A 20,208-nucleotide genomic window follows, 5' to 3' on the forward strand; every position below is an offset into this window, starting at 1 on the left:
GCGTTTGGCATATTTTTGTGCGACTGCGAAGAGCTAAAAACAGCGCTTGAGTACTCCGGTGTTGACGTGCTGGCTTCCAAGGTTACATTCAATCGATTAAGGCGCTCCGTTGGGCCAACCCGCTTTCGCAAACATGGATCCTCAGACAAGAAGAACCAAGAAAGGCAAAGCCGCCGTCAAAGCTGACGAAGCCAAAGTGGACCTGACTGCCGTCGTGGTCGCCGTAAACGACAGTGAGCCCTGTGTCCTCACAGTCGGTCATGCGGACACCCTCCCTTCTGGACCTTTTGCCCTTGAGCATCGATCACTGCAGTCGGGTTTGAGGGGGTGGGTGGAGCAGCAGACCGGCCATGCACTTGGATACATCGAGCAACTCTACACCTTCGCCGATCGCGATCGCATCGGCACTGAGCGCCACCAGCGCGTCATCTCAATCAGCTATCTCGCATTGACCAGGAAGGAACAGGCAACGAACTCGGCCGCGTGCGGCTGGCAAAGTTGGTACGAATATTTTCCCTGGGAGGACCACCGCTTCGGCACGCCGCCTGTGCTGCTCGATAGATTGCGGCCCCGCCTGATTGAGTGGGCCGGCGGCGCCAGCGAGCCGACCACTCAACGCGAGCGCCGGCAGCGCGCTGCGATAGCCTTCGGCTTCGACGACCGCCATTGGAACGAGGAACTCACGCTCCAACGCTACGAGTTGCTCTATGAAGCTGCTCTGATTGAGGAGGCCGGTGGCGGCAGGGACGCGATTGCGGCCGCGGCTGGCAAACCAATGGTCGCTGACCACCGTCGTATTCTGGCAACCGGGATCGCGCGGCTGCGTTCGAAGATCAAATACCGGCCGGTCGTGTTCGAGCTTATGCGGCCTTCCTTCACGCTGCTGCAACTGCAGCGAACCGTGGAAGCTTTGGCTGGCAGGCTGATCAACAAGCCGAACTTCCGGAGATTGGTCGAGCAGCAGGAACTTGTTGAGGAGACCGGGGAGACCTCCCTCGACACGGGCGGCCGACCGGCGAAGCTTTATCGCTTCCGGCATGCCGTCCTCGACGACAGGGCTATCGCCGGGACAAAATTACCGCTGGCGCGGGCTTGACATACTTATAGTCAAGGTAGATATATTCCCTTATTGTCAAACCGAATATAATCGAGGCGCCAATGACTGGGGCGTTACCTATGGCTGCGTCCTTGTATGAGCGTGTCCGGCGGGTGATCCCACCCGTTGAATGGCCCGCGTTCGCCGGCGATATTGAAGCCATCTTAGCGCTGAAGCGTGAGCGCAATGCGGTGGTGCTGGCGCACAATTACCAGACGCCCGAAATTTTTCATTGCGTGGCAGACATCGTCGGCGACAGCCTGGCGTTGGCCCACAAGGCGGTGACGGTCGACGCCGACATCATCGTGGTTGCCGGCGTTCATTTCATGGCCGAGACGGCAAAACTGCTCAATCCGAACAAGACCGTGCTCATCCCGGATCTCCGCGCCGGCTGCTCGCTGGCCGAATCGATCACGGCAAACGACGTGCGGCTAATGCGGCTGCGGTATCCGGGGGTCCCCGTTGTTACTTACGTCAACACTTCCGCCGCCGTAAAAGCGGAGTCCGACATCTGCTGCACGTCCGGCAACGCCAAGGCGGTGGTGGAATCGCTTGGCGTGGCGCGTGTGCTGATGCTCCCGGACGAATATCTGGCGAGGAACGTGGCAGCCGATACAGACGTCGAGATCATCGCCTGGAAAGGCCATTGCGAGGTGCATGAGCGCTTCACCGCAGCAGACATCCGGGAACTGCGCGATGCCCATCCAGGCGTCATCGTGCTGGCCCATCCAGAATGCCCACCAGACGTTGTCGCGGAGGCGGAGTTCTCCGGCTCGACCGCGGCGATGTCGGATTATGTCGAGCGTGAGAAACCGAAGCGTGTCGTCCTTCTGACCGAATGTTCGATGAGCGACAACGTCGCGGTCGCGCATCCCGACGTCGAGTTCGTTCGCCCATGCAATCTGTGCCCGCACATGAAGCGCATCAACCTGGCCAACATTCGCGCCGCACTCGAGCAGAACCGGCATGAGGTCCGGATTGATCCCGAAATTGCCGGCCCCGCCCGCCGCGCGGTCGAGCGCATGCTTTCCCTATGAGTCTGGAGGTTCGCGAAATCGCGGGGGCGCCGGTCGTCATCGGCGGCGGCATTGCCGGCCTGATGACGGCGCTTCATCTGGCGCCGGAACCGGTCGTGCTTTTGACCAACGCGCCGCTTGGAACCGGAGCCTGCAGTGAACTTGCCCAGGGCGGTCTTGCGGCAAGTCTCGGGGGCGACGACGGCCCAGATTTTCACCTTTGCGACACGATAGCTGCCGGCGACGGACTCTGCGATGAGGCCACGGTGCGGCGAGTGGTACGAGCTGCACCCGAAGCGATTAGGACGATCCAAAGGTTCGGCGTCGACTTCGACCAGCACCCTGACCGCGCGTTGCGACTTGGGCTCGAGGCGGCACACTCGCGACGGCGGATTGTGCATGCAGCCGGCGACGCCACCGGTCGCGAGTTGGTGCGCGCGCTCGTCGCCGCGGTTCGGCGTACAGCCTCGATCACCATTATCGAAAATGTGGAGGTCCGCCGGCTGGTCGTGCAGGACGGGTCGGTCATCGCCGTGGTCGCAGCAGGACGAGCCGGCGCGCTCGCTCTGCCCACGCGTCGCGCGGTGCTGGCGACCGGCGGCGTCGGCGGGCTGTTTTGCGACACGACAAACCCCGCTGGCTCATGGGGTCACGGGCTGGCGCTCGCCGCATGGGCGGGGGCGGAACTCGCCGACTTGGAATTCATACAGTTCCATCCAACTGCGCTCGACGGTCCGCGCCGGCCGATGCCGCTGGTGAGCGAAGCCGTGCGTGGCGAAGGCGCGGTGCTCATCGATGAGCGAGGAGAGCGCTTCCTCGCCGACACACCTGGCGGTGAACTTGCGCCTCGCGACGTCGTAGCGCGCGCCATTTGGCACCAGCTTGCCGTTGGACGCCGCGTATTCCTGGACGCACGGCAAAGTCTCGGCCCGAGATTTGGCAAGCGTTTTCCAGGCATCGCCGAATTGTGCCGGAGCGCAGGAATCGACCCAGCGACCGACCTGATCCCGGTGCGCCCGGCGGCACATTATCACATGGGCGGCGTCGCCGTAGACAGCGCCGGCCGCAGCTCCATCGAGGGATTGTGGGCCTGCGGTGAGGTGGCCTGTACCGGCCTGCACGGCGCCAACCGCCTGGCCAGCAACTCGCTCACCGAAGCGGCGGTCACCGCGAGCTGGGTTGCCGAAAGCGTTGCCGGCACGTCGTATACCCGGCGACCGCGCAGATGCTCCACATTCGTCCCTCCACGACCAGACGCTTCCGTGGTCCGCCCGATTGTCTCCGCCGCCCTGGGTATCATCCGCGACGGCGAGGCAATGCGCGAAGCGGTGGCGACCCTGCTGCCGATCGCAGCCAATAGTGTCGCTGCCTCTGGTCCGGCTTTGGTCTCACTGATGATCGCCGCGGCGGCCCTGAGGCGGGAAGAGAGTCGAGGCGCGCACTGTCGGTCCGATTTCCCGCTCCACGATGCCAACGTGCGCCCATCACGGCTGACACTGCACAGCGCAATGCGGGCCGCGGCCGCACTCGATTGCCGGGCTACCATACGGAGCACTTGATATGACTTCATTCTCCCCCCTCCCCGCGACCCTGATCGAACCGATTGTGCGCGTTGCGCTCCTCGAAGACCTGGGCAGATCCGGCGACCTGACCACCGATGCGGTTATCCCGTATGATTGCACTGCCACGTTGGTGCTCAAAGCGAGGCAGGCGGGCGTCGTTGCCGGGCTCGATCTGGTCTCGTATGCCTTCCTTCTCGTGGAACCGGCGATCAACATCCAGATCTGGCGCCCTGATGGCAGCGAGGTTGGGGCCGGGGAAACCATTGCAAGATTGTCCGGACCCGCACGAGGCCTGCTCACGGCCGAACGCACGGCCCTCAATTTCTTATGCCGGCTGAGCGGCATTGCCACTGCCACAGCGGCCATGGTTGAGGCCGTGCGCGGTCACAAGGCGAGGATTGTATCGACGCGAAAGACGACGCCCGGGCTGCGGGCATTGGAGAAATACGCCGTGCGCGTCGGCGGCGGTGCCAATCACCGGTTCGGCCTCGATGACGGCGTGCTCATAAAGGACAACCACATCGCGATCGCCGGCGATATGCGCACAGCAATAGAGCGGGCGCGCGCCGCAGCAGGGCATATGGTGAAGGTCGAGGTCGAGGTCGACACGCTGAAGCAGCTCGATGCAGCGCTCGCGATTGGTGTTGACGCGGTGCTGCTCGACAATATGTCGGTCGAGGATCTTGCCCGCGCGGTTTCTATAGTGGATGGCCGTACGATCACCGAGGCGTCCGGTCGGGTGATGCCGAAAACGGCGGCGGCGATTGCGGCGACCGGTGTCGATCTCATCTCCATGGGTTGGCTGACGCACAGCGCCCCGATCCTCGACATCGGCCTGGACATGCCGGACCACCAGAACATCTGCAAGCACTTGAACTGAGGATTACGGCGTGAGGAGCAACATCAGCTCGGCAGGCGTAGGAGGTGCTGGAAAGACGTGCCGCAGCTCGCCTTTAGCGAGTGCGCCCCAAAGCCAAGAAGGCGTACCGGACTAGCAAACAAAGGTTTGACGATGACGATTGGAATGAACTCGGAGTTCGACGTGAACCAGACCATGCAATCGGTCGACGGAACGCCTCCGCGATGGAACCGCAAAGAGGCCGAGGCCATCTACGGCATGCCATTCAACGATCTGCTGTTCCTGGCTCAGACGATCCACCGCCAGAACTTCGATCGAAACCGAGTGCAGCTGTCGCGGCTCCTTAGCATCAAGACCGGCGGGTGCCCCGAAGATTGCGGCTATTGCAGCCAGTCTGCGCATTACGAAACCGGTGTGAAGGCGTCGAAGCTGGTGGACGTCAAGCATGTCATCGACGAAGCGGCCAAGGCGCGTGATGGCGGCGCAACGCGCTATTGCATGGGCGCGGCGTGGCGAAGTCCCAAGGAGCGCGACATGGACGTTGTGGTCGCCATGATTGAGGGCGTCAAGGCCCTCGGCATGGAGACCTGCATGACGCTCGGCATGCTCGATCTTGAGCAAGCTGCTCGCCTGAAGCAGGCCGGTCTCGACTACTATAACCACAACATCGATACCTCTGAGCGCTACTATGGCGAGGTTATTTCAACCAGGACTTTTGCCGACCGGCTGAAAACGCTTGGGCACGTGCGCGCGGTTGGGATGAAAGTCTGCTGCGGCGGCATTGTCGGGATGGGAGAAGAAAAGACCGATCGCATCGACATGCTGGTCACGCTCGCGAACCTGCCCGAGCCGCCGGAAAGCGTGCCGATCAACATGCTTATTCCCATCGAAGGCACGCCGCTTGCCGCGGCCGACGCCATCGATCCGATCGATTTCGTCCGCATCGTTGCGCTCGCGCGGGTGATGATGCCGAAATCCTATGTAAGGCTGTCCGCCGGCAGGACGGCGATGAGCGACGAAACGCAGGCGCTGTGCTTCTTTGCCGGCGCCAATTCGATCTTTGTCGGCGACACGCTGCTGACGGCGGGAAATCCCGGCGAGGACAAGGATACCCTTCTGTTCCGGCGCCTCGGCATTGAGCCTATGGAACTCGCCACGCAATGAAGGAGGCAATTCTTGCCCGCTATGACGCAACCTTGCGGGGACTGGGGCGCAAGGACCGGTTGCGGACGCTCGCACCGCGCGCCGGGCTCGACTTCTCGTCGAACGACTATATCGGACTTGCCGCCTCCAAAAGACTGGGCGATGCGGTTTCGACGGCGATTGCGCGGGGCACGCCAGTGGGCGCCACCGGATCGCGGCTGTTGCGCGGCAATGCACCGGAACATGAGCAACTGGAGGCGGACGCAGCGGCATTTTTCGGAGCCGAGCGTGCACTGTTCTTCGGCAGCGGCTATATCGCCAACTTCGCTCTGCTGACGGCCCTGCCGCAGAAAGGCGACCTGCTGGTCCTCGACGAGCTCGCTCATGCCAGCATGCATGAGGGTGCCCAGGCCGGGCGCGCTGAGTTCAAGCTGGCCGCGCACAACGACGTCGACGCTGTCGAGGACGCAATCACCCGCTGGCGCGCCGAAGGCGGCATGGGGCGGGTGTGGATCGCCTTCGAAAGCCTTTACAGCATGGATGGCGACCGTGCGCCGATGGAGAGCCTGGTCGCGCTGGCTGATCGGTACCAGGCATTCATCGTCGTCGATGAAGCGCATGCCACCGGCGTCTGGGGACCGGACGGCCGGGGACTGGCCGCCGCGTATGAAGGCCGCGACAACATCGTCACGCTCCACACATGCGGCAAGGCGCTTGGCGCATCCGGCGCGCTCGTTACCGGACCGCGAACACTGTGCGACTATCTTATCAACCGGTGCCGGCCATTCATCTATGCGACCGCACCATCGCCGCTGATGGCAGTCGCGGCACGTGAGGCGCTGACTATTCTGTCTGACGAGCCTATGCGTCGTGCTCAGTTGCACGAGCGTGTCGCTTTCGCGAGCCGGCAATTGGCCGAACGCTGCGGCGTGATGCCCAGCGGCTCGCAGATCCAGCCGCTTGTGATCGGCGATAACAGCCGCACCATGGCGGTGGCGGCAGGACTGCAGGCACGCGGCTTCGACATACGCGGCATTCGCCCGCCGACAGTGCCTGAGGGTACGTCGCGCCTGCGCATTTCGCTGACTCTCAACGTCGACGAAGCCGACATTTCCGCCATGGTCGAGGCTCTCGTCGGAGTGTTGGCCACAGCATGACCAAACGCATCGTCGTCACCGGAACAGACACTGGAATTGGCAAGACAGTGTTTTCGGCCGGACTTGCCGGGCTGCTCGACGGCTTCTACTGGAAGCCGGTGCAATCGGGCCTCAACGAGGAGACCGACAGCGAGGTCGTCGCCCGGCTTTCCGGCTTGCCCGACGGACGCGTGCTGCCCGAAGTCTATCGACTGACGATGCCGCTGTCGCCGCATCGATCAGCCGAAATCGACGGCGTCGCGATCGAGGCCGACGATCTTTCATTTCCGGTCCTGCCGACACCGCTCGTCATCGAAGGCGCCGGCGGGCTGATGGTGCCGCTCAATCGACAGACAAGGTTCATTGACATATTTGAACAATGGCGGCTGCCGGTCATACTGTGCGCCCGCACCGCGCTTGGCACCATCAATCATACGCTGTTGTCGATCGAGGCCCTGAGAGCCCGCTCCATCCCGCTCATCGGCATTGCCTTCATTGGCGAAGAGGTGGCCGATACACAAAGGACAATCGTGGAATTCGGCGGCGTGCCGCAGCTGGGTAGGCTGCCGCACCTCGGTCCGCTGACGGGTGAAACGTTGAGAGATGCAATGATTTCCGGCTTCGACCTGGCCATGATTGCCGGAGGCGACTGATGGCGGAGTCTCGAGTCTGGCATCCGTTCACGCAGCACGCGCTAGAGCCCTCGGTCCCTGAAATCGTGCTGACTGAAGGCGCCTATCTCCACAAGGCCGACGGCTTCCGCATCCTCGATGCGATTTCTTCCTGGTGGGTCGTCACCCATGGCCATCGCCACCCCCGCATCATGAAGGCCATCGAGACGACCGCGTCGAGCCTCGACCAGATCATCTTCGCGGGCTTCACCCACGAGCCGGCCGAACGGCTGGCCGAGGCGCTTGTCGGCATCGCACCCGCCGGCCTCGACCGGGTGTTCTATTCCGACAGTGGCTCGACCTCAGTCGAAGTCGCGCTGAAGATGGCGCTCGGCTATTTCCGCAACATCGGCGCGCCGCGTTCGCGCATCGCCGTCATGGAGCACAGCTATCATGGCGACACGATCGGGGCGATGAGCGTCGGCGCCCGCGGCGTCTTCAACGCCGCCTATGATCCTTTGCTGTTCGAGGTCGACGCCATCCCCTTCCCGGCCGCCGGGCGCGAGCAGGAAACGCTGGATCGGTTCGAGGCCGTTAGCAGCGACCGGCGCGCAGCCGCGCTGATCGTCGAGCCGCTGGTGCTTGGCGCCGGCGGCATGCTGATGTATCCGGCCTGGGTTCTTGCCGAATTGAAGAGGATCGCCGAAGCCTCCGGCACGCTGCTGATCGCCGATGAAGTGATGACCGGCTGGGGGCGCACCGGAACCATGTTTGCCTGCGAACAGGCGTCCGTCTCGCCGGACATCTTGTGCACGTCGAAAGGTCTGACCGGTGGTACCATCCCGCTGGCCGCCACGATCGCCACCGATGCCATCTTCCACGCTCACTTTTCGGAGGATCGCAAGAAGACGTTTTTCCATTCGAGCTCCTACACCGCCAATCCGATCGCCTGCGCGGCAGCACTTGCCAATGTCGAGATCTGGCGTGACGAGCCGGTGGCCGAGCGGATCGCGGTCTTGAGCGCGAGGCAGGCCGCGGGGCTGCAACGCTTCCGGGACAATCCATATTTCACCGACTGCCGGACAACCGGCACCATCGCGGCACTCGACCTACGCACCGGCTCAGCCGGTTATCTGGCCGAGATCGGGCCAAAACTGCGCGCTTTTTTCCTTGAGCGCGGCCTGTTGGTGCGCCCGCTCGGCAATGTCCTCTATCTTCTGCCGCCCTATTGCATCACCAGCGACGAATTGGACGGGCTCTATGACGCGATAGAGGAGGCCGGCGAACGCTTCGGCTCGCGGCCATGAACCTATCGTCGCGCGTTCTCGGCTTCGGCCATCATGCGCCGGCGCGCAAGGTCGAGAACCCGGAAATCGAAGACCGGCTCGGGCTTGAGCCCGGCTGGATCGAGCGGCGCACCGGAATTCGCTCGCGCTTCTGGGCAACAGACGAAGACACGCTGTCGGGCCTTGCCGCCTCTGCCGGCGACATGGCGCTGACCAATGCCGGTATCGACCGCGGCGACGTCGGTCTACTCTTGCTCGCCACGTCGACGCCCGATCACCTTCTGCCGCCAAGCGCGCCGCTGGTCGCACATCGGCTGGGGCTAGGCCGCGCCGGAGCGATCGACCTGACCGGCGCCTGCGCCGGCTTCATCTATGCGCTGATGTTCGCCGACGGGTTCACCCGCCTGCACGGCAAAGCGAGCCTTGTCATCGCCGCCAACATCCTCAGCCACCGCATCAATTTGGCCGAGCGCGCCAGCGCCGTGCTGTTTGCCGATGCCGCCGGCGCCATGGTGATCAGTCCTTGCGATGACCCGGATCGAGGCATTCTCGGCGCTTCGGTGGATTCCGACGGCTCGCGCTACGGGCTAATCCAGATTCCCGCCGGGGGAAGCAACACTCCGTTCCATGCCGACCTCGACCTCGCGCAGACACGGATGACGATCACTGACGGCCGTGAAGTATTCAGCAAGGCCGTGGAGATGATGACCGCCTGCTCGAGAGATGCGCTCACTGCTGCCCGACTGAGGCCGCAAGACCTCAATCGTTTCGTGCCGCATCAGGCCAATGCGCGCATTTTCGACGCGGTCGGCAGGAACCTCGGCATCGCTGATCACTCGATCGTCAAGACGATCGCCGAATATGGCAACTCTTCCGCCGCGACGATCCCGCTCTCATTGTCGCTGGCCCATCGGGCGCAGCCGTTTCGGCCTGGCGAGAAAGTCCTCTTGGCGGCAGCGGGTGCGGGTCTCAGCGGCGGCGCGCTTGTGGTGGGAATTTAGCAAAGCAATGCTTGCGCACAGGACTGCTCATGAATGAGACTATGAGAATGGCTCAATACGTAAATAGTCGCCGGCAAGCTCCATAGAGCTGGGTTCCGTGCGGTGCTCCGCGATGTCTAAGTATCGACCCGCTTGCTCAAATCGCAGCGCTCATCGAAGGCCAGCAATACCTCATGCAGAGCGAAAATCCTCAACCGCCCGTTTCAAAGACGCTCGCCCCATTTCGAAACAAGGTGTTTCGCTCAATTTGGGCGGCCACCCAGATTTCGAGCCTCGGTTGGCTAGTGCAAACGGTCGCCATCAGTTGGCTTATGGCAACGATTTCAGCGTCCGACCTCATGGTGGCACTCGTCCAGGCCGCATCCACATTGCCGGTGTTCTTCCTCTCAGTTTTCGCCGGAGCCATTGCCGACAACTTCAGCCGCCGGTGGGTGATGTTTGCGGGACACTGCCTGATAGCATCGGCGTCGACGACGCTGATGATTTCTGTGGGTCTGGGATTTGTCAGTCCTTGGCTGATTCTCGGGTTAGGTTTCCTGGCCGGCTGCGGCTTTGCCTTGAATGATCCGGCTTGGCACGCTTCGGTCGGCGATATCCTTCACAAACGCGACATTCCGGCCGCAGTGACGCTTATGTCCGTCGGATACAACATTGTGCGCAGCGTTGGTCCGGCCTTGGGGGGCGTGATCCTGGCCGTCTTTGGGCCGCTGGCCGCTTTCGCCTTGGCTGCGGTGAGTGATCTGGCGCCCATAAGCGCGATATGGCGCACCAAATGGGAGGTCCGCTCTTCGCCTCTCCCTCGTGAGAGAATGACGACGGCAATTCATGACGGAGTGCGCTTTACGGCGATGTCTTTGGAGATCAGGGCAGCGACCGCCCGAGCCGCTCTTTTCGGATTGGCAAGCATCTCCATTCTGGCGTTGCTCCCCCTCGTGGTCCGGGATCAGTTGAAGAGTGGGCCAATTGTCTACGGTATCTTATTGGCCGGCTTCGGCATGGGTGCTTTCATCGCGGGCATGGGCAACGGCTTCTTGAGGAAGGTCACGTCTCAAAACAGGCTGGTGGCCTTCGCCTCTGTGGCTTGTGCAGTCTGTTGCCTCTCCCTTGCCCTTACATCGTCGGTTCCTGTGGCGGCCATTTCGCTGGCGCTCGGCGGAGCGGGTTGGCTTATCACCTGGACGGGCATTGACGTGTCGGTGCAGTTGGCAAGCCCAAGGTGGGTTGTAGGCCGCACGCTCTCCATTTACTACGCCTTGAGCGCAGGCGGTATGGCTGCTGGCAGCTGGATCTGGGGTTCTGTCGCGCAAAACTATTCCTTGACCTCAGCATTGGAGGGCGCCGCAGGCGCTCTGTTGCTGGTTGCAGCAGCGGGGATCGTGTTGCCGGTCCGTCCCTGGGAAGAAACCGACCAAGAAAGTTCAGTTTTTCATCCGCCGGACGTGGCTCTCGATCTGAAACCCAGAAGTGGCCCTATCGTGGCCAAGGTCGAGTATTTGATATCGGAGGAAAATATCGAGGCCTTTCTGGGCTCCATGCGCACGCGGCGACACGTCCAGAGCCGTGCCGGTGCACGAAACTGGACGCTCCAGCGAAATCTGCAAACACCGTCACTTTGGACGGAGACATTCCGCACCCCCACCTGGATGGACTTTCTCCGCCTAAATCATCGACTCACCGCAGCAGATAAGGAAGTCGCCCAGCATCTCCTGTCACTGCATGAAGGAGAGGTGCCTCCGCAGACAGTGCTTTCGATTGAACGGACGACCGAGGCAATTCGTACCCGTACCTCGACAATCTTTTCTCGTCCTCCAAGATGACGCCATCAAGCTGCTGTCCAGGGACAGGGTGGATCACCGGTGCTTTGCAGAGCACAGCCTCACACCGAGAGCAGCGTGCTCCGGGTTGTGCGCTTTCGCGCGCACCCAGGCGAGATGATGGTGAACGCGGCGTCAAGTGGAAGTCCCCTGCATACGCTTGCGGAGTCTTCTGCGAGAGCCCATGCCGACGAGCGCCAAACAAGGTCTGATGCCTTTCGGCGTCGTGGCCTCAACTCATCGATTCGCGAGAAAAGCATCGAATGCAGCAGCAACGGCGCGAACAACAAAGCGGTGCTCCGGCCGCACGCGGATGAAGCCGTTTTCGACGTCCAGGATCCCCTCCTCAGCCAGCGTCACCAAACTCTCAACTGAATCGAGAAAACGAGCTGGTTCGATTTCGTGGGCGGCACAGATGGTCGGCACGTCGGCCTCCAAATCGCACATCAGTCGCTCGATGATCGCTGCGCGCACCCGGTCATCGTCGGTCAGACGGTGGCCCTTTGATGTCGCCAGACGTCCACTTGCGATGTGCCGAGCGTAAGAATCCCGTGTTACTTCGTTCTGAACATACCCCTCGCGGACTCGGCCAATAGCCGACGCGCCGAAGCCGATCACGGTTTTGCAAGTATCGGCCGAGTATCCCAGCGAATTACGCCGTAGGCGCCCGGTCTTCTGCGCTAGCGCAAGTTCGTCGTCCGGCGGAGCGAAATGATCGAGCCCGATCTCCCGGTAGCCAGCGCCAACCAGTGTCTCGGCGACAGCTGCAGCCTGTTCGGCGCGAAGATCACCGTCCGGTAGACCTGCCTGCTCGATTAGGCGCTGATTCTTTATCACGGAAGGAATATGCGCGTATCCGAACACCGCAAGCCGGTTGGGGCGCATGGCGACCGCAGCCATCGCGGTCTGGATGCAGGACTGCACAGTCTGTTTCGATAGACCGAAGATGAGGTCGGAGTTGATATGGCCAACGCCATGCCGGCGGAGATTTTCGACTGCAGCGGCCGTCTGCACCTTACTCTGGATCCGATTGATCGCCTTTGCACATCGGGATCAAAGCTCTGCACGCCGATGCTCGCGCGGTTGACACCGTTAGCTGCCAGGGCTTCGGCCATTTCCGGTGTGAACGTTCGGGGATCGATCTCCACGGCGATCGCAGCAGTTTTGCTGAAAGCGAAGTGGCGGCGTAGAAATTCCATCAGCGCCAAGTGCTCGGCTGGCCCGATAAGGTGAGGCGTTCCGCGCCGAAATGCACATCGCTCACCGGCAGCCCTTGCCGCACTTGCTCCGACACCAAACTGATCTCCTGACGCAGCACCGCTAAATAATTAAGGATCGGGCCGTTGCGACGGATGACCGCGGTAGGGAAGCCGCAATACCAGCACATGGATCGGCAAAACGGAATGTGGAAATAGAGCGACACCGATTCGTCGGCCGGGAGGCCCCCCAGCCATTCCTCATAATCGTCAGCACCAACTGCCGCAGAGAAGTCTGGCACAGTCGGATAGATGGTATACCAAGGCGGCCGGGGGTCCCGGTACTTTGTCAGGATTGAGGTGTGCAAGGAGCTGTCATCCCACGTCGCTGATCCATCATTCTTTCGTTGCGCGCTCGTCCTGGTCTCTGACCTAAGTCAGTGCGTCCCGCTTATGTCGCAGTCTCGTTTGGACAGGATGGGGTCAACCACGCCGGGGAGCGCGCGTGCCATGGTTGCGCCTGAGGTGATGGTGCGGTGCCGCATTCAACGTCTGAGTACGTGACGCCAGTGCAGTGTGCTTGAGGCGTCTGCGGAAGAACTTTGCAATGCGAAATTCATGTCCGACGCAACGGACCTGTCAAGCCTCGTTCAGACGCCATCCAGGTCCAGCCAGCGGCCTTCCCTGCCGGCCGAAAAACCATACCGGCTTTAGCCACCGAGACGCTCTAAAGCTGACGTCGGCTCATTTGATGAAAGGAGGACGCCGCTAGGGGGTGCACAAGGTTCCCCGGCTTGACGTCGCTTCGAGCGAAGAGCGGCGGTGTGGCTTGTCGTCAAGCGCCGGGCAGCGTGCCCCCTACCGATATCCCGAAAAGATCGACCAAGATGGCCATGCCGACGCCACACGCGGTCTGGATGAGGCCGACCATGAAAATGCGATTGGCGCGTTCGTAGATGGGGCGCCGCAAGGAACTCATGTCGAGCAGCATGGACAGCGCTCTCATCTGCAGTGCGATGCCGAGCAGGATCGGCACTACAGCGAACAGATCGTAGAGTTGCCATGGCAAGGGGTTCGCGGCCCAATGAGTGAGGAAGCCGAGCGAAAAGGCAAGCAGGATACCCACGGCAGTGATTGTGCCGTTGCGGAAAATGGTCTCGATCGGTTCTTCCTTCGGATCGTGCTCGTCCAAGCGGCTTCCTTTCGTTGCTCTTTCCGTCGAGACTAAGTTCTCGAGAATGCTGTTCATCGCCAATTACTCGAGGCGAGCCGTAGGCAGCCGTTTCAGGGTGCGCTCCCTCTCGCTTCCGGCCGCGCAATGTACCTGCACGGCGAACTTACAGCGGCGAAAAGGTGCTGCGGCCACCATGCGACGCCTCGGACGTGCACGCCCTCTGTTCCTGGCGCAGCCCTTGCGGAGCGTACGCGCAGTGATCCTTCTCGGTAGCGCATGGCGCGGCCTGCGTTGCGGTCAGACGGGAAGCCGTCGCTGTTAAACGAGACTGTCACATATCGAACATGGCGAACCGTGTCGCACATTTCTTTTCGCAGTGACCCTCAAAAAAAGTGATTCCAGCGAGACGAAGGCGCGTCGGCCCGATTTTGGTGTCGGCCGCATCTACGCTTCAGGTTGGCATGTCGCTTGCTGCTCTATTCGGAGAGCTGCAGCGGTCCGACCGGAGTGTTTCACATGTAAACGATAATGAATCTCCTAGCAGAAAACACTATTATAAGTACATGCGGCTTTTACGCTGGCTCACCTCTCGTGTCAAGCGCTTTGGCGTCCACATATTGGAGACAATACGCACAAAATTTAGAGGAAAAGCTTGCTCTTTCGCCTCTATCCTTTTTATTCCTTCATGGAGATCTAGACATGTACATCAAGAGTCCTCTTCTCGGCTTAACTGCTCTGATGACCATTTCCGTCGGTCGAGCAGCTGGCGCCGAGCGGGAACCGGCCGAGTACATCAAGATCTGCGACGTCCTCGGCTCGGGATATTCCTATATTCCCAACACCGAGACCTGCCTGCGCATCGGCGGCTATGTCCGTTACGATATCGGCCTGGGTGACGTCCGATCGTATGACAGCGCAAGAACCTCGGACATGAGAACTGGCGAGGACCAAGGCACTTGGCGAAACAGCACACGCTTCACGTTCAAAACTTGGACCGGCCAGCAGACCGAGCTCGGCGCGTTGACGACCTATACCGAAACCCAGGTGAATTTTGGCAACAGCGCTAACTCGCATGACAGTCCTCAGAACTATGATTTCAACAGCGGCCTCGCACTGGCTTCTGCCTGGGTCGAGCTGGGAGGCCTGCGAGTTGGCAAGGAGGGGTCGGCCTTCGATACGTTTGCAAGCTACGCTGGCAACGTTCTCGATAGTATGCTCGTTCCGTCGGCCGGCTTCGACACCAACGTGGCTCAGTACCACTTCGACGCCGGCAACGGCATTTCGACTGTGATTTCGCTCGAACAAGGATCGGGCTCAGCCGGTACTATCGACAGCTATATTCCGCACGTTGTCGCCGGCTTGAAATACACGCAAGGCTGGGGCTCGATCACCGGCGTCGCGGCTTATGACAGCAATTACGAAGCTTTTGCCGGCAAGATCCGCGTCGACGTCGCTGTCACAAACCAGCTGTCGCTGTTTGGACTCTTCGGCTACGGTTCCAATGCCAGTCTCAACGAGGACTCAAACGGCGCAATTGCCAATCATGGGCGCGGCTCGTACAAAATCTGGAACGGCCAGTGGGCTTTCTGGGCGGGCGCCACCTACGAGTTTGACGAGAAAACTTCGTTCAACCTTCAGGTCTCGGGTGATCAGCTCAAGGATGCTGGTGTGGCTGCAAACGTCGCCTACATGGTCGTTCCCGGCTTCACGGTCACAGCCGAGGTCGATTACGACCACTACGGCAACTCTGGCCTCGGCCCTGCCGAGCCTACCGCCGTCAAGGGCACGAGCAAGCCGAACAGCGTCGGCGGCATTCTCCGCTTACAAGGCTCATTTTGAAATCTCTCCAGTCGCGAGCATGGCAAAGGCACTTGCCTCGACAACGCACGCATGGAGAGCTTCGTTCGCCATCTTGAAGTCTGCATCGACGTCCACGGCCCATCGTACCAACTAGAAACTGAAAGTTATGAGCCCTGTGTACTACACCTAGCCCTTGACCTGCCCGATGAACCGGCCAGGGGCCGTCAGTTCAAATTCGGGGCCGCTTAGAGGGCAGTGTGAGGCCGTGTTAGGTAAGCGCCACTGCAATGTCGAGGCCGCGACACGCCTGTCGCTTTGGACGGCTGGAATTGCCCTTCGCGGCGCCATTCATTCTCTCAACATTTACGTGATAATGCACGCTGAGTCCGAGCCGCGTGGCAGCACCCATCCTAGGTCACTATCGGGGGGCCTTAAACCTGAACAGCTCCATCGTCGCGGCTGCTGCGGAAGCAGGAGCTATCACTGGGACCCGTACTGGTGCTTGTCAGCCGCTGAGCCGCTACTTCGTCTTAGGAAGAGCATTGTCCTTGCCAAAAGCCGGCCAGTATTTCGAGATTGCCAGTGTGGCGCCGGCTGAAGAGAAATGACCATAGTCGAAATATAAAAACTCTCCTCTATCGGAATAGGCGCAGCGTCCTGCGCTGCACAGGAATTTCAGCGGATCGATGAATGTGGCGCCTTTGGTAAATGAGCGCACACGTTCGTTGATGTCGGGGTCCATCGCGATCGGCCAGGACGTATCGTCCAGATTTTGGCGCTTGGCGAAGAACGCAATTTTCCGGACGTCAGTTGGGAACTGCGGAGACTGGCCGATGACAAACACGCGCACGCCCAGGGCACGAAGCGTAGCGATTGTTTGCTGAAGACCGTCGAAACCTCTGACCTCATAGTCACTCCATCTACCGCTGAGGATAACCGTCTTGATGTCCGCTTCCAAGATGACGTCCAAGGCCTTGCGATTGAACCGGACACAATCAAGACGATCGTAAGGGTAGTAATAGAGTATCGGCGCGCAGCTGGCGTACGTATATTCAACGATGTTCGCCTGCAATCGATTTATGTTAGCACCCAAGCCGGAAACATAGTGCGCGGCGAAGGAGTCGCCCCACAAAAAAACCGTTGTTGGAAAACCGCTGGTGCGCGTGCAATCCTCCATATTTCAGCTTTCGATCCGGCTGGTGCCCTCGTTGAAACAGATGCCATTCCTCCAGTCCCCGACGGAAATGCGCCGCTGGACATAGTCCGGAAACCGTTGCGGAAAGCCGTTGCCGAGCGCCCCCGCCGCTCCGCCGGCACAAAGGACAACGATCGCGAGCGCTGAAAAGGCGAAGATAGGCCCCGGGGAGGTGAAGGCCCTCTTCTGTCGAAACGGCTGCTCTACAAACTTCCAGGAGAATGCAGCCAATGCGAGGCTTGCCACCAACATCGCACCGGTCATCAACGGATCGAGTTTTTGGAACGAAAGATAGTGCGCGAACGCATTGAGAGGCCAGTGAACAAGATACAACGAATACGAGATGAGCCCAATCCAGACCAGCGGCCGGACTTCGAGCATGCGGGTGGCGACCGTCGAGGGGGTATTTTGGCCAACATAGATCAGAAGGGCCGTTCCGATGCATGGATACAAGGCGTTGTAGCCTGGGAACGGATCACTCGCCGAAATCGCGAAGAACCCGATGGCGAGAAGGCCAAATCCGGCCACCCCCACCGACTCCATCAGGAATCGGTTGCCCAGCGGCGAGGGGCATTTGAGCATGAGCAGGGCGCCCAACATGAGTTCCCAGATTCGGGTCGGCAGCAGATAGAATCCGGCGGTGGGTGCCAGCGATGTCGCCATCACCGCCACTACGAAGCTGCAGAGAATTATCGGAAGAAGTGTCGTCAGCCAGCGCTTCCCGATGTAGCGATAGATTAGGAACATCAGGATTGGTGCGAAGATGTAGTACTGCTCCGCCACGGAAAGCGGCCAAGTGTGCAACAGTGGTAGAAGCGCGGCATCGATAGAGAAGTAACTTGACGTTTTCCAGAAGAAAACGTTCGACCAGAAGGTCGAGGTAGCTATGATGCTAAGACTGAATCCGCGCAGATCCGGTGGCAGAAGAATGAACAATGCCGCAATGCAGGTGAGAAGCATCACAAAGACGAGCGCCGGCAGAATGCGCCGGGCACGGCGCCAGTAGAAGTTGACGATGGAAAATTGGCCGCGTTCAAGGTCATCCAGGAGGCTTCCGCTGGTTAGGTAGCCGGAGATGACGAAGAAGATATCGACCCCGCTAAAGCCACCCGGGATCGCCGAAATTCCGAAATGAAAGAGTACGACCGGAAGTACAGCAACGGCCCTAAGGCCCTCGATATAGCGCCTATATTGCATCCAGCGGTTCCTTTTATTTTAATCAGGACGCGATTGGAAGCTTTCAATCTCCGGTAGGAGTGCTGCCGAGATAAGGGCGGTATCAGCCACCTTTATCCGTCCCGAATGCTCTGTAAGTTGCAACTGGTACAGAAGCACGATCGCCATCGCCGGCCTTGACGGCCTGATTGTCGAGCAGATCGCGCGGATCGTTGACCATCACGGCCAGGTTATGTCCTGTCGAACAACCAAGCGGCTGTTTGAAGGATTCTTCATTGGGTAAGGCACCATATGAGGGACAGACCGGCGGACGGGCGTGATAGACAATCGCCTCAATTCGCACTGAGCCGGCGTCGTGTTGATCGCGCAATTGAATGTTGTCTTCTTCGATTGCCAACTGCCTGGCCTGATGGGCTACCCCTGTGCTGAGCTGGGGCGAACCGCTGATGAGGAGGTGGATGGCATCGAACCGGCCGCGACTGGCCTTGTCTAGGAAAACACGCAAACGCTGCCGTTCGGAAGCGCGCAGGCTTTGCAACGTCAGGACGGTGGTCTCCTCTCGGACAAGCATTGGTGCCGATGGTTCGACATCAACTGGCGTAGTGCTTGTGCAGCCACTTACGCTTGGTGCCAGAGCGACAAAGAGGATTATAAAACGCAACATCTTTGGATGACACTATTCGATGATGAAGCCGAGACCGCCCTGGGCGCTTGGCGCGCCCGCACGGATAGCAGCGCGGTCTCGCGGGGGACTTGTCACGGAATTCGTCGGAGCGCCCCCTCCGTTCAAAGCCGGTGCCGCCCGCTCGGTCGGTGCGCTCATCTGGTTTGGGTTGGAGCCTGGTCTTACAATGTAAGGCGTAACTAGAATGACCAGTTCTGACTCCTCTTTTTGAAACGAGGTCGAGCGAAAAAGCGGTCCCAGGATCGGCAGTTCTCCGAGCCAGGGAAAGGCCCTGACATCATTGTTGACGTTCCGCCTGATTAGACCGCCGATTGCGAAGCTCTGGCCGCTGGCGAGTTCGACGACCGTATCGGCTCGGCGCGTGGAAACTGCCGGCACGGAAATTCCGTTGATTTGCACGGCACCTTGCGTCGACAGTTCACTGACTTCGGGCGTTACGTGAATGTTGATTTGATTGTTGCTGAGAACTGTCGGCACAAATTCCAGACTGACGCCGAAGTGACGGAATTCAACCGATACCTGCCTGTTTTCCTGCAGGACAGGAATGGGAAATTCGCCGCCCGCGAGAAAGCTGGCCTTTTCACCCGACATAGCGGTGAGGTTCGGCTCAGCCAGGACGGAAGCTATGTGCTCCTTGGCGAGCGCGTCGAGAACCGCGCTGACGTTGACGGCACCGTTGTCGAATCCGATTTCTGCTGTACCGCCACCCTGGGTTGAACCAGACCCAGCGCTTGCAGCGCTTCCGCTTAGAACGCCCACTTTGAAATTGCCGATTTGACCGAAGGCGGACAAGTTGACGCCGAGTGACTTCATGGCGCTGCGTGAGACTTCGGCTACGCGCACGCTGAGGTTAACTTGCAGGGATCCAGCGACCTTGATGTTGTTGACGACTTGCGCTCCGTCGCCCAGATATTGCTCAGTGACTCTTTTTGCGGTGTCGGCGACCTCTGCGTCGGGCGCCGTCCCGCTAAGGATTGCGCCGCGCGGCGTATAGTTGACGCGGATGGGATAGTCGCCGACCTGCTCCCGCAACATGGCGCGTAAATCCCCGATCGGTTGCGTGACAACGATACGCAATTCGGCGAGAGGCTCGCCATTGCCATCCAAGGCGAATAGGCTGGTCCGCCCCGATTTCTTGCCAAAGACGAAGATTGTTTTGCTCGATGGCGCCTGAAAATCCGCGATCGTGGGGTCAGCAACAAAGATGGTCGTGGCTGGCGCGGGCAGATGAACGGTCTCCCCGAGCGAAGAGGAAAGGGTCAGCGTGGCGTTGATGCTATTCGAAGCCGCATGCGGCGGGCCTTTGTCCTGCTTGTTTTGCGCCGCGACACCAAGTGGGAAAGTCACAATAAGCGCGCAGAGGAGATGGCCCAGGTAACGGGGCACTGCAGGTCTTGTAACCTTGTTGGCGATCGCCCGCCAATTGAGCGCAGGGCAAGGATGTTGAAGGATCAGCAA

General features: G+C 60.3%; 16 protein-coding genes and 1 pseudogene. 11 read left to right on the plus strand and 6 right to left on the minus strand.

The annotated features are described in order from the left end of the window. Nucleotides 1-133: 133 nt before the first annotated feature. From EOD29_RS27995 to EOD29_RS28040, 10 genes are all read left to right on the plus strand, one after another. Nucleotides 134-1,096, plus strand: coding sequence for a membrane protein (locus EOD29_RS27995; RefSeq protein WP_024505567.1), 963 nt, complete (start codon nucleotides 134-136; stop codon nucleotides 1,094-1,096). Nucleotides 1,097-1,158: 62 nt separating this feature from the next. Continuing rightward, entirely contained in the window at nucleotides 1,159-2,133 is a 975-nt protein-coding gene (nadA, locus tag EOD29_RS28000) for a quinolinate synthase NadA (RefSeq protein ID WP_063169250.1), read from the plus strand. Then, nucleotides 2,130-3,671: an L-aspartate oxidase gene (locus EOD29_RS28005; protein ID WP_063169251.1), complete on the plus strand. Its 1,542-nt coding sequence runs from the start codon at nucleotides 2,130-2,132 to the stop codon at nucleotides 3,669-3,671. The genes nadA and EOD29_RS28005 overlap by 4 nt, the downstream gene beginning before the upstream one ends. Before the next feature lies 1 nt (nucleotide 3,672). Next, nucleotides 3,673-4,554 (plus strand): carboxylating nicotinate-nucleotide diphosphorylase, encoded by an 882-nt coding sequence (nadC, locus tag EOD29_RS28010; RefSeq protein ID WP_063169252.1) that lies wholly within the window; start codon nucleotides 3,673-3,675, stop codon nucleotides 4,552-4,554. A 174-nt stretch (nucleotides 4,555-4,728) separates the two neighbouring features. Further along, entirely contained in the window at nucleotides 4,729-5,697 is a 969-nt protein-coding gene (gene bioB, locus EOD29_RS28015) for a biotin synthase BioB (RefSeq protein ID WP_224570943.1), read from the plus strand. After that, a complete protein-coding gene (locus EOD29_RS28020) occupies nucleotides 5,694-6,833 on the plus strand; it encodes an 8-amino-7-oxononanoate synthase (RefSeq protein ID WP_024505572.1) in 1,140 nt (379 codons plus the stop codon). The genes bioB and EOD29_RS28020 overlap by 4 nt, the downstream gene beginning before the upstream one ends. Next, nucleotides 6,830-7,465 carry a dethiobiotin synthase gene (bioD, locus tag EOD29_RS28025; RefSeq protein WP_063169254.1) on the plus strand — a complete coding sequence of 212 codons (636 nt, stop codon included), beginning with the start codon at nucleotides 6,830-6,832 and terminating at the stop codon, nucleotides 7,463-7,465. The genes EOD29_RS28020 and bioD overlap by 4 nt, the downstream gene beginning before the upstream one ends. Beyond that, nucleotides 7,465-8,730: an adenosylmethionine--8-amino-7-oxononanoate transaminase gene (locus tag EOD29_RS28030; RefSeq protein ID WP_127248564.1), complete on the plus strand. Its 1,266-nt coding sequence runs from the start codon at nucleotides 7,465-7,467 to the stop codon at nucleotides 8,728-8,730. The genes bioD and EOD29_RS28030 overlap by 1 nt, the downstream gene beginning before the upstream one ends. Further along, nucleotides 8,727-9,710: a beta-ketoacyl-ACP synthase III gene (locus EOD29_RS28035; protein WP_024505575.1), complete on the plus strand. Its 984-nt coding sequence runs from the start codon at nucleotides 8,727-8,729 to the stop codon at nucleotides 9,708-9,710. Before EOD29_RS28030 ends, EOD29_RS28035 begins: the two co-directional genes overlap by 4 nt. 173 nt (nucleotides 9,711-9,883) lie before the next feature. Further along, nucleotides 9,884-11,527: an MFS transporter gene (locus tag EOD29_RS28040; RefSeq protein WP_024505576.1), complete on the plus strand. Its 1,644-nt coding sequence runs from the start codon at nucleotides 9,884-9,886 to the stop codon at nucleotides 11,525-11,527. Between the two features lie 234 nt (nucleotides 11,528-11,761). Here EOD29_RS28040 and hemN read toward each other — a convergent pair. Further along, nucleotides 11,762-13,088 (minus strand): annotated as a pseudogene (gene hemN, locus EOD29_RS28045) (oxygen-independent coproporphyrinogen III oxidase). A gap of 467 nt (nucleotides 13,089-13,555) precedes the next feature. Next, the gene (locus tag EOD29_RS28050) at nucleotides 13,556-13,912 is read right to left on the minus strand and encodes a hypothetical protein (protein WP_024505577.1); all 357 of its coding nucleotides are present in this window, start codon (nucleotides 13,910-13,912) and stop codon (nucleotides 13,556-13,558) included. Nucleotides 13,913-14,593: 681 nt separating this feature from the next. Here EOD29_RS28050 and EOD29_RS28055 point away from each other — a divergent pair. After that, nucleotides 14,594-15,733, plus strand: a complete 1,140-nt coding sequence (locus tag EOD29_RS28055; RefSeq protein ID WP_127248565.1) for a porin — start codon at nucleotides 14,594-14,596, stop codon at nucleotides 15,731-15,733. A gap of 481 nt (nucleotides 15,734-16,214) precedes the next feature. On the opposite strand, the gene EOD29_RS37395 is transcribed toward EOD29_RS28055, so the two are convergent. The 4 genes from EOD29_RS37395 to EOD29_RS28070 all read right to left on the minus strand — a co-directional run bounded on the left by EOD29_RS37395 (nucleotide 16,215) and on the right by EOD29_RS28070 (nucleotide 20,163). Next, nucleotides 16,215-16,871: an SGNH hydrolase domain-containing protein gene (locus EOD29_RS37395; RefSeq protein ID WP_245475459.1), complete on the minus strand. Its 657-nt coding sequence runs from the start codon at nucleotides 16,869-16,871 to the stop codon at nucleotides 16,215-16,217. Nucleotides 16,872-16,874: 3 nt separating this feature from the next. Next, nucleotides 16,875-18,086 carry an acyltransferase gene (locus EOD29_RS37400; RefSeq protein ID WP_245475460.1) on the minus strand — a complete coding sequence of 404 codons (1,212 nt, stop codon included), beginning with the start codon at nucleotides 18,084-18,086 and terminating at the stop codon, nucleotides 16,875-16,877. 82 nt (nucleotides 18,087-18,168) lie between these two features. After that, nucleotides 18,169-18,729 (minus strand): CpaD family pilus assembly lipoprotein, encoded by a 561-nt coding sequence (locus tag EOD29_RS28065; protein WP_127248566.1) that lies wholly within the window; start codon nucleotides 18,727-18,729, stop codon nucleotides 18,169-18,171. A gap of 12 nt (nucleotides 18,730-18,741) precedes the next feature. Then, nucleotides 18,742-20,163, minus strand: coding sequence for a type II and III secretion system protein family protein (locus EOD29_RS28070; protein ID WP_050580548.1), 1,422 nt, complete (start codon nucleotides 20,161-20,163; stop codon nucleotides 18,742-18,744). Between the last annotated feature and the right edge of the window lie 45 nt (nucleotides 20,164-20,208).

The sequence above is a fragment of the Mesorhizobium sp. M1A.T.Ca.IN.004.03.1.1 genome (genome assembly GCF_003997555.1).
Taxonomy (GTDB): domain Bacteria; phylum Pseudomonadota; class Alphaproteobacteria; order Rhizobiales; family Rhizobiaceae; genus Mesorhizobium.